Origin of the sequence: Streptomyces sp. PA03-6a (genome assembly GCF_033792765.1) — a bacterium.
Classification (GTDB): Bacteria; Actinomycetota; Actinomycetes; order Streptomycetales; family Streptomycetaceae; genus Actinacidiphila.
On sequence record NZ_JARAVK010000009.1, the window covers coordinates 75,512 to 83,833 of the forward strand.

The following is an 8,322-nucleotide window of genomic DNA, read 5'->3' on the forward strand; positions in this document are numbered from 1 at the left end:
TGCTCATCCAGACGTGGGCAGGGTTGTCGGTGTCACGATCGAGTCCTCCGGCCGCGGGCCGGCCGGGCGATTCAGAGGGCCCCGGTCCGGCAACCGGGTGCGGTTCGTGTGGTCCTGCTGCTTCCGCCTTCCCCGCGCTCAGCCGCCGTCCTCGCCGTCCCCGGTCATGTCGTACTCGTCCACGTCGAGCACGGCGCCGGTGGCGCTGAGGAAGTCCAGGACGCCGCGGTCCAGGTGCCAGCCGAACAGGTTGGGGGCATCCGCGCGATCGGGCTGGTCCGGGTCGGTGTCGTCGAAATGGCGTACGAGCTGGAGAACCGCTCCGCCGCCGTGGTCGGCCAGGCGGTCGGCGAGGTCGGCGATGCGGTCCGTATGGGGCCGGAGCCTGTCGAGAATGCGGGCGATCTGCTCGTCGACGCACAGGTTGGGTTCCTGGCAGACGGCCTTCCAGCAGTGGCTGACCGGAACAGCTCTCGGTGTGGTGCGTTTGCTGCCGCGAATGGACACTTCGTCAGGAGCGATGCCCAGGTGCGCGGTCATCTCATCTGCCGAGGTATGCCGGCTGAACAGCGCGAAATAGGCGTACTGGCGAAGAGGCATCCCGGGAGGATAGCCGCGCGGGAGGCGGGCCGAGCAGGACTGTTCGGTGCCCCGGGGCCGGGCGTCACGCGCCGCCATCCCCCTTCCAGGAGCGAGCGCATGCGCCCGGCACAACGGCGTCAGTCGCCGTCGCGGTGGTACGCGGCAAGGAGGAAGGTCCAGATCTCGCTGATGGTGGGGAAGCAGGCGACGGCGTGCCGCAGCCGCTTGAGGGGGATCTCGCCTGCGACGGCGACGGTCGCGGAGTGCAGCAGTTCGCTGACGCCGTGGCCGACGAAGGTCACCCCGAGCAGGACCTCGCGGTCGGTGTCGACGACCATCCGGGCGTGACCGCGGTAGCCGTCGGCGTAGAGGTTGGCGCCCTGGGCGGCGGTGAAGTCCAGGTCGATGACCTTGACGGGGAGACCGGCCTCCGCGGCCTGTGCTGCGGACAGGCCCACCGCGCCCGCTTCGGGGTCGGTGAAGAAGACCTGCGGTACCGCGTGCTGATCGGCCGTGGTGGCGTGGTCGCCCCACGGGGCGTCGTCCAGGGGACGGCCGGCGGCACGCGCGCCGATGGCGTCGCCGGCGGTGCGTGCCTGGTACTTGCCCTGGTGGGTGAGGAGGGCGCGGTGGTTGACGTCGCCGAGCGCGTACAGCCAGTCGCCCGGGACCTCGCGGACCAGGCACGTGGTGTCGGCGTCCAGCCAGGACCCCGGGGTGAGGCCCACGGTGTCCAGACCGATGTCGTCGGTCAGCGGGGCGCGTCCGGTGGCGAACATGATCTCGTCCGCTTCCAGTTCACTGCCGTCGTCCAGGATGCAGGTGACCGGCCCGGCGGGGTCGGGGCGGCGCAGGGAGGTCACCTGGACGCCGATGCGGACCTGCGCGCCGGCGTCGGTCAACCCGTCTGCGACGAGCTCGCCGGCGAACGGCTCCATCCGGGGGAGCAGAGGACGCCGGGCGAGGAGGGTGACCTGGGAGCCCAGGCCCTGCCAGAGGGTGGCCATCTCCACCCCGACCCCGCCACCGCCGACGACGATCAGGCGGCCGGGGACGGTGCTGGAGTCGGTGCCGTGCCGGTTGGTCCACGGCCGGGCTTCCTCGATGCCGTCGATGTCGGGCAGCACCGGGCGGCTGCCGGTGGCGATGGCGACCGCGTGCCGCGCCGCAAGGGTGTGGCGGGTGCCGTCCGCCGCGGTGACGGTCACCTTCCGCGGTCCGTCGAGCCGGCCGTGGCCGCGGAAGAGGTCGGCGCCGATGGACTTCACCCAGCGCGCCTGGCCGGTGTCGTCCCAGTCGGTGACGTAGTGGTCCCGGCGGGCGAACACCCTGCCGGTGTCCAGCGACCCGGTCACGGCCTGCCGGGCGCCGTCGACCCGCCGCGCGTCGGCGACGGCGATGACCGGCCGCAGCAGCGCCTTGCTGGGCACGCACGCCCAGTACGAGCACTCTCCGCCCACCAGTTCCCGTTCCACCACGGCCACCGAGAGTCCCGCGGCGCGGGCGTGGTCGGCGACGTTCTGCCCGACCGGGCCTGCTCCCAGCACGATCACGTCGTATGTGTCGTGATCCTGGATCCCGGATGCTTCGGTCATTGCTGCCTCACTTCAATTTCGGTGCTGATCCGCAGGTGGCATCGCGGAGCGTCCTACGACCGGACGCGCAGCGAATGCAATTCCCCTCGACGCGTTCCCATGCCTTCCCTCCTGACGGTCGGCCTGCCAATTGCGTGGCCACCGTCCCGACGCCACGTGCGGTACGGCCGCCCTGCGGGCGGTAGAGCATCGGGCCTACGGGCTCAGTGTCGCAGCCCCAGTCCGTCGTTGTGCGGATGCCCGGGGAGAATTTCATTCGATTTACTTGTGGCCGGGTTTCATCATTCGAATGGCTCACAAATCATCGTCCGTCGCCCAGGACGCAGCCGGGCGGATGAACGCCCACGTGCGGTCCCTCCCCAGCGGACCTGCACCGATGGTGACCGCGGCCGCGGCCTCGGCGACCTTGCTGCACGAGGCGCCCTGCGAACTGCGCTGACCGTCAACGGCGTCCAGGCAGCTGGTGCCGCCGAAGTCCTGCAGGAGTCCGACATTGAACGGCGGTATCGCCTGGACCCGCGGATCAGGCTGGTGAATTGCCGTGGAAGTTTCGCCGACGCTTTGCCGAACTAATCGGCCCGGCAGGGCATTTGTTTGACGCAGGTCACACGGGCGGGGTTCTGGGACGAGGTACAGTTACATGTAGTTGACCGTTAAACCAGTCCTGATTGGTGTGCTTGTCGATGACCGAGAATCGTCCCAACTCGTCTTCCGAGACCGAGAATGCCGGTGTCCTCATGCAAATGCTCAGCGGCTACTGGGTGACTCAGATCGTCCGGGCCGCGGTCGAGCTCTCCCTTCCTGACCATCTGGCTGATGGGCCCCTTGCCGCAGAGGACATCGCCGAGCGCGAGGCCAGCGATCCCGCGACCACCTACCGGCTGCTGCGGGCTTGCGCTTCCCTGGGCCTGGTGGCCTACGAAGGCGAGCGCCGGTTCTCCGGTACCCCCCTGAGCCGGCTGCTCCGTAGCGGGGTGCCGAACACCCTGCGGGAGGTGGCGCTCACGTGGGGCGGGCCCTCCCACTGGCGTGCCTGGGAGCGGTTCCCGGAGGCCGTCCGCAAGGGGGGTACCCAGATCGAAAGCGCGCTGGGCACGGACTTCTTCACCTACCTCGGCGACAACCCTGCCGAGGCGGAGCTCTTCTCGGTCGCCATGTCCGGCATGGCGGAACGGCTGAACGGCGACCTCACCGAGGCGCTCGACACCACCGGCACCACGGTCGCGGTCGATGTCGGCGGCGGCACGGGGGCGCTCGTGCAGGGGCTCCTGCAGGCGAACCCGGACCTCCGAGGGCAGAGCCTGGACCTGCCCCACGCCGCTGCCGGCGCGCAGGCGGCAGCCGAGAAGCGGGGGGTGGGCGACCGGTTCACCGCGGTCACCGGAGACTTCTTCGAGTCCGTTCCGCCGGCCGACCTGTACCTGCTCAAGATGGTTCTGCACGACTGGAACGACGCCGACTGCGTCAGGATCCTCGAGAACTGCCGTGCTTCCGCACGGCCGGGCGCGCGGGTCGTGGTGGTGGAGAACGTGATCGGGGAGATCGGAGCGCCCGGCTTCGAGCCCCTTGCGGACATGCACATGCTTGCGATGCTGTCGGGGCAGGAGCGGGACCTCCCCGAGTTCGACGCGCTCTTCGCCGCATCCGGGTGGCGGCGCACCGCCGTCACCCCGACGGGCTTCCAGTTCAAGATCATCGAGCTGGAGGCGGTCTGAGACTCCGGAACCCCAACTCCCGACTCCCACCTCCCGCGCCAGACATGCGGGAACGAGCCGACCGGTCCCCACCGTTCCCTGCGGTGGGGACCGGAGCCACGAGCTCTGAACCCGGCCTCCTACTCGGTGCGCAGGGCCGTGGCGGTGCGGGCCCTGGCGGCCCAGCCGGCGGGCAGCAGCGCGCCGAGGGCGGCGATGAGCAGGCCGCCGAGCGCGAGCGGCAGCAGTTCGGCCGCGTGGTAGACGGCGATGACCGAACCGGGCAGGCGCAGCCCCACGCTGTCGCCCATCGCGGGGATGACCCAGCCGTGCAGGGCCACGCCCAGCGGAACGCCCAGGGCGCCCGCGACCAGTCCGGTCACGACGACCGAGGTGACGACCATCGCGACGGTCTGACGGGGGGTCATGCCGAGCGCCTTGTGGACACCGAGTTCCCGGACGCGTTCGCGGGTGTCGAGCAGTACGCCGTTGAGCACGCCGAGCACGGCGACGGCGACGAGCATCAGCGTGAGGACCGCGGACAACGCGTTGAGCGTGACGACCATGTCGCTGCCCGAGTCGAGCCCGCCGGCCCGGGCGGTGACCCCCAGCGGTCCCAGGTGCTTGTTCAGCGACTTGACGTAACCGGTCACGTCCGTGCCCGGCGCGACCGCGATGTGATGGCTCGTCTCCGCCAGGTCGGGATGCGCGGACGCCAGGGTCGAGGCGTCGGTGAAGACCTGCATGCCGCCCTTGCGGGTGTCCAGGACCTCACCGACGATCCTGACCGTGACCGGCTCGGCCAGGCCGTTCAGGGTGACGGTGTCGCCGGTGCGGGTGCCGGTGGCGGTCAGGAACGGCGTCGGGACCACGGCCTCGCCGGGCCCGTCGATCCATCGGCCCGAGACCATCGTGTAGCCGCCCCAGGAGGCGTCGCCGGTGAAGGCGATCACGTCGACGGTGCCCGTCAGGCCGGACACGGTCGCCCGTACCGTCGCGGCCCTGTAGTACCTCCCGGTTCCCGCGGCGGTCCCGATGGCCGCGGCGACCGCGGCGGGATCGGCTGAGGGCTGGGCGGGCCGCTTCTCAGGGCCGGGGCCTTGAGGCCCGAAGTCCGGCAACGGCGCGGGCACGACGACATCGGCGGCGTCGTGTGCCCTGGCCTTCATCACCTGGCCGAGCGAGGCGCTCATCCCCACGGTGAACGTGACCGCGACGGCGCCGAACAGGATCGCCGTGCCCATGGCCAGCGCGCGGGCGGGCCGCACGAAGGGCCGGACCAGGCCCAGGGCCACCGGCTGCGGCACCGGCAGCCGTCCGGCCAGGCGTGCCGCCCACCGGCCGCGCCCTGCCGTACCGGTACGCCCCACGGCGAGCGCGTCGACCGTGCGCAGTCGGCCGGCCCGCCAGGCACTCGCCCACGCGGTGGCCGCCACCAGGACGAGCACCCCGGCGATCACCGCCACGTCGACCCGGGGCGCGACGGCCAGGGACACGGTGCCGTACACCTCCCCGGTCTCGGCCAGTACGGGGACGGCGAGCAGGTGGCCGGCGAGGACACCGAGGGCCGTGCCGACGGCGGCCGGGATCAGCGCCTGGCCCACGTAGGCCCGCACGACCTGGGCCGGGGTGAAGCCGAGGGCCTTGAGGATGCCGATGCGCCGCGTCCCCATGCCGACGGCCGACGCGACGACGTTGCCGACGATGAGCACCGACATCACCAGGCCCAGGGCGCCGAACGCGACGAGGAACGGGACGTAGAGGGCGGTGTCGCGCTCGGCGTTCTTCTTGACGGTGAGCCATGACTGTGCGCCGACGGCCGATCCCGGCGGCAGGGATCCCGTCACGGCCTTGCCGTCCGCGGTGATCTGCGCGGCGGTGCCCGCGTCGGTGAAGCGGTACAGCATCTGGTAGCCGCCGCTGCCGGGTGCGGTGAGCGCCGGCATCTGGGACGGAACCACCCAGGCGTCGGCGGTCTGCGTGACCGAACGGGCCACACCGACGACCGTCAGCGCCGGGCCGCCGGACAGATCGGGGAAGGTGATCTCCATGCCCATGGTCGGGATGAGGGAGGAGTCGGGGGACAGGACGATCTCGCCGTCACGCGTGGGCCACCGCCCGTCGAGCAGCGCCACCTCGTCCACGTCCCGGCCGGCATCGCCCCGGCCGACCACGGTCATCGGCCACCCGGGGCCCGCCCCGTCGGACCGCGGGGTGACCGTCGCCGTACGGAACGGCCCGGCCGCACCGCTCACCCCTTCGGCGTCCCTGGACGCCGACAACTGCCCGGCGCTCACCTTGCCCGCGTCGAACTGCACGGACAGGTGCGCACCGTGCTGCCGGGCGAAGGCGTCCTCGAAGGGCGCGCCGGACACCACGAGCAGCGATCCGCCGAGGACGGAGGCGGCCACCGCCATCATCGTGGCGAGCCCGATCACCAGGGTCTGCACCCGGCGCCGTCGCACCCCCGAGCGCACCACCGCGCCGAGCGCGCTCATCGGACGGCCTCCGGGGCGACGGCCTCCGGGGCGACGGCCTGCGACCGGGCGTCCTCGGTGATCCGGCCGTCGGCGATCCGGACCGTACGGCTTGTGCAGGACCGGGCCAACGACAGGTCGTGCGTGACCACGACGATGGTCTGGCCCTCGGCGTTGAGGCCGGCGAGCAGCCTGCTGACGTCCTGTCCGGCCGCCGTGTCCAGGGCCCCGGTCGGCTCGTCGGCCAGGAGCAGCGCCGGCCGGTTCACCAACGCCCGGGCCACCGCGACGCGCTGCCGTTCGCCGCCGGACAGCCGCCCCGGGTAGGCGCGGGCGTGCCGGTCGACGCCCAGCAGTTCCAGGAGTTCCGCCGCCCGGCGGTCCGCCGCGCCACGTGCCATGCCCGCCAGGCGCGCCGGCAGGACGACGTTGTCGGTGACGGTCAGATCGTCGAGCAGGTTGAAGAACTGGAAGACCATGCCGATCTTCGACCGCCGGAACAGCGCCGATCCGGCCTCGCCCAGCTGGTCCACCCGCACCCCGTCCACGGTGACGGTCCCCGTGTCGGGCCGGTCCAGGCCCGCGATCAGATTGAGCAGTGTGGACTTGCCGCTGCCGGAGGGGCCGAGGATCGCGACGGACTCGCCGGGCCGCACGGTCAGCGCCGCCTCGTGCAGGGCGGGCGGGCCGTCGTCGTATCGGCGGCTCACCTCGCGCAGTTCGATCACCGGCACGGTCATGGAGGGCTCCTCGGGTAGGCGCGGTCGGCTGCGTGAACGCTAGGAGCGGGCCCGGCCCGCACGCGTCGCCCGCCCGGACCCATTGCGGTACCGCGCCGGGACGATCCCCGGAAACGTCATCCCTGCGATGTAGGCGGGCGATGTACCCGGAGCAGTGGGAATGACCACCGGGACGGACTCCGCGGATCCGCGCGGCCGCGACAATGAACCGGTGATGGACGTACCTACGACGCGGGAGCGGCTGAGGGAGGCCGCCCGCCGCACGGTCCGCGACGCCAGGCTGCCGAGCGGTCCACCGCTGCGGCCCACGCGGCGCGCCTGGCAGTTCGACCTGCTGCTGACCCTGGTCATCGGGATCTCCACCGTCTACTACGGCATCGACAACGCCGACAACGTCGTGATGCGGGAGATCGCACCCGGCGTGGTGCGGGTCATACCGCGCCCGTCCGGCCCCGGCGGCATGGCCTTCATGGTGACCCTCGCGGCCGTCGCCTCGGGTGCCCTGGCCCTGCGCCGCCGCTACCCGCTCGCCGTGCTGTGTGTCGTGACGGCCGCGACCCTGGCGACACCGCAGAGCGTCCTGCGGCTGACCTTCTACGCGTTCGTCATCGCCGTCTACAGCGCAGCCGTGTTCAGCCCGTACCGGGTGGCGACCCTGGCGGCGCTGCCGGTGTCGGTCGTCCTGGTCGGCACCTCGGGGAACTCGGTGACCCCGATCGTCCCCAACGAATACATCGCCTTGCTGATCCTGGTCCCGATGGCCGTGGCCGCCGTCGGACTGCGCACCTGGAAGCTCCGCACCGACGAGGGCCGCACCCGGCTCTCCGCGCTGGAACGCGAGCAGGGCGAGGCGCTGCGCCGGGCCGTCGAGCACGAGCGGGCCAGGATCGCCCGCGAACTGCACGACGTCGTCACGCACAACGTCAGCGTGATGATCATCCAGGCGGGCGCCGCCCGCAAGATCATGGAAACCTCCCCCGAGCAGGCCGGCGAGGCGCTGCTCGCCGTCGAGGCGGGCGGCCGGGCGGCCATGACCGAACTGCGCCACGTCATGGGACTGCTCACCATGGCCGGGCAGGGCGAGGACACGGACGAAGGCGCAGACCTGGACCTGGCCGGCACCGCGGCGGAACTGGCCCCGCAACCCGGCCTGGACCAGCTGGAATCGCTGGTCGGACGGGTCCGCGACACCGGACTGCCCGTCGACCTGACCGTCACCGGGCCGCCCCGCCCC

The 8,322-nt window shown here is 72.0% G+C and carries 7 protein-coding genes; 3 read left to right on the top strand and 4 right to left on the bottom strand.

Features of this window, described 5'->3' with window-relative positions; all coding sequences use genetic code 11:
- Nucleotides 1–138: 138 nt before the first annotated feature.
- Entirely contained in the window at nt 139–600 is a 462-nt protein-coding gene (locus PV350_RS04195; RefSeq protein WP_500332856.1) for a DUF4279 domain-containing protein, read from the bottom strand.
- 119 nt (nt 601–719) lie between these two features.
- Entirely contained in the window at nt 720–2,177 is a 1,458-nt protein-coding gene (locus tag PV350_RS04200) for a dihydrolipoyl dehydrogenase family protein (protein ID WP_499516320.1), read from the bottom strand.
- A 289-nt stretch (nt 2,178–2,466) separates the two neighbouring features.
- Between PV350_RS04200 and PV350_RS04205 the strand changes: the two genes are divergently transcribed.
- Both PV350_RS04205 and PV350_RS04210 read left to right on the top strand, forming a co-directional pair.
- Nucleotides 2,467–2,616 carry a hypothetical protein gene (locus tag PV350_RS04205; protein ID WP_499516321.1) on the top strand — a complete coding sequence of 50 codons (150 nt, stop codon included), beginning with the start codon at nt 2,467–2,469 and terminating at the stop codon, nt 2,614–2,616.
- 298 nt (nt 2,617–2,914) lie between these two features.
- Nucleotides 2,915–3,892 (top strand): methyltransferase, encoded by a 978-nt coding sequence (locus PV350_RS04210; RefSeq protein ID WP_500332858.1) that lies wholly within the window; start codon nt 2,915–2,917, stop codon nt 3,890–3,892.
- A gap of 119 nt (nt 3,893–4,011) precedes the next feature.
- Here PV350_RS04210 and PV350_RS04215 read toward each other — a convergent pair whose 3' ends face one another.
- Together PV350_RS04215 and PV350_RS04220 are read right to left on the bottom strand one after the other, a co-directional pair.
- Nucleotides 4,012–6,369: an ABC transporter permease gene (locus tag PV350_RS04215; protein ID WP_500332859.1), complete on the bottom strand. Its 2,358-nt coding sequence runs from the start codon at nt 6,367–6,369 to the stop codon at nt 4,012–4,014.
- On the bottom strand, nt 6,366–7,088 hold the full coding sequence (locus PV350_RS04220) for an ABC transporter ATP-binding protein (RefSeq protein WP_500332860.1): 723 nt from the start codon (nt 7,086–7,088) through the stop codon (nt 6,366–6,368). Before PV350_RS04220 ends, PV350_RS04215 begins: the two co-directional genes overlap by 4 nt.
- Before the next feature lie 214 nt (nt 7,089–7,302).
- Between PV350_RS04220 and PV350_RS04225 the strand changes: the two genes are divergently transcribed.
- The coding region (locus PV350_RS04225) for a sensor histidine kinase (RefSeq protein ID WP_500332861.1) at nt 7,303–8,322 on the top strand (1,020 nt) is incomplete at its 3' end.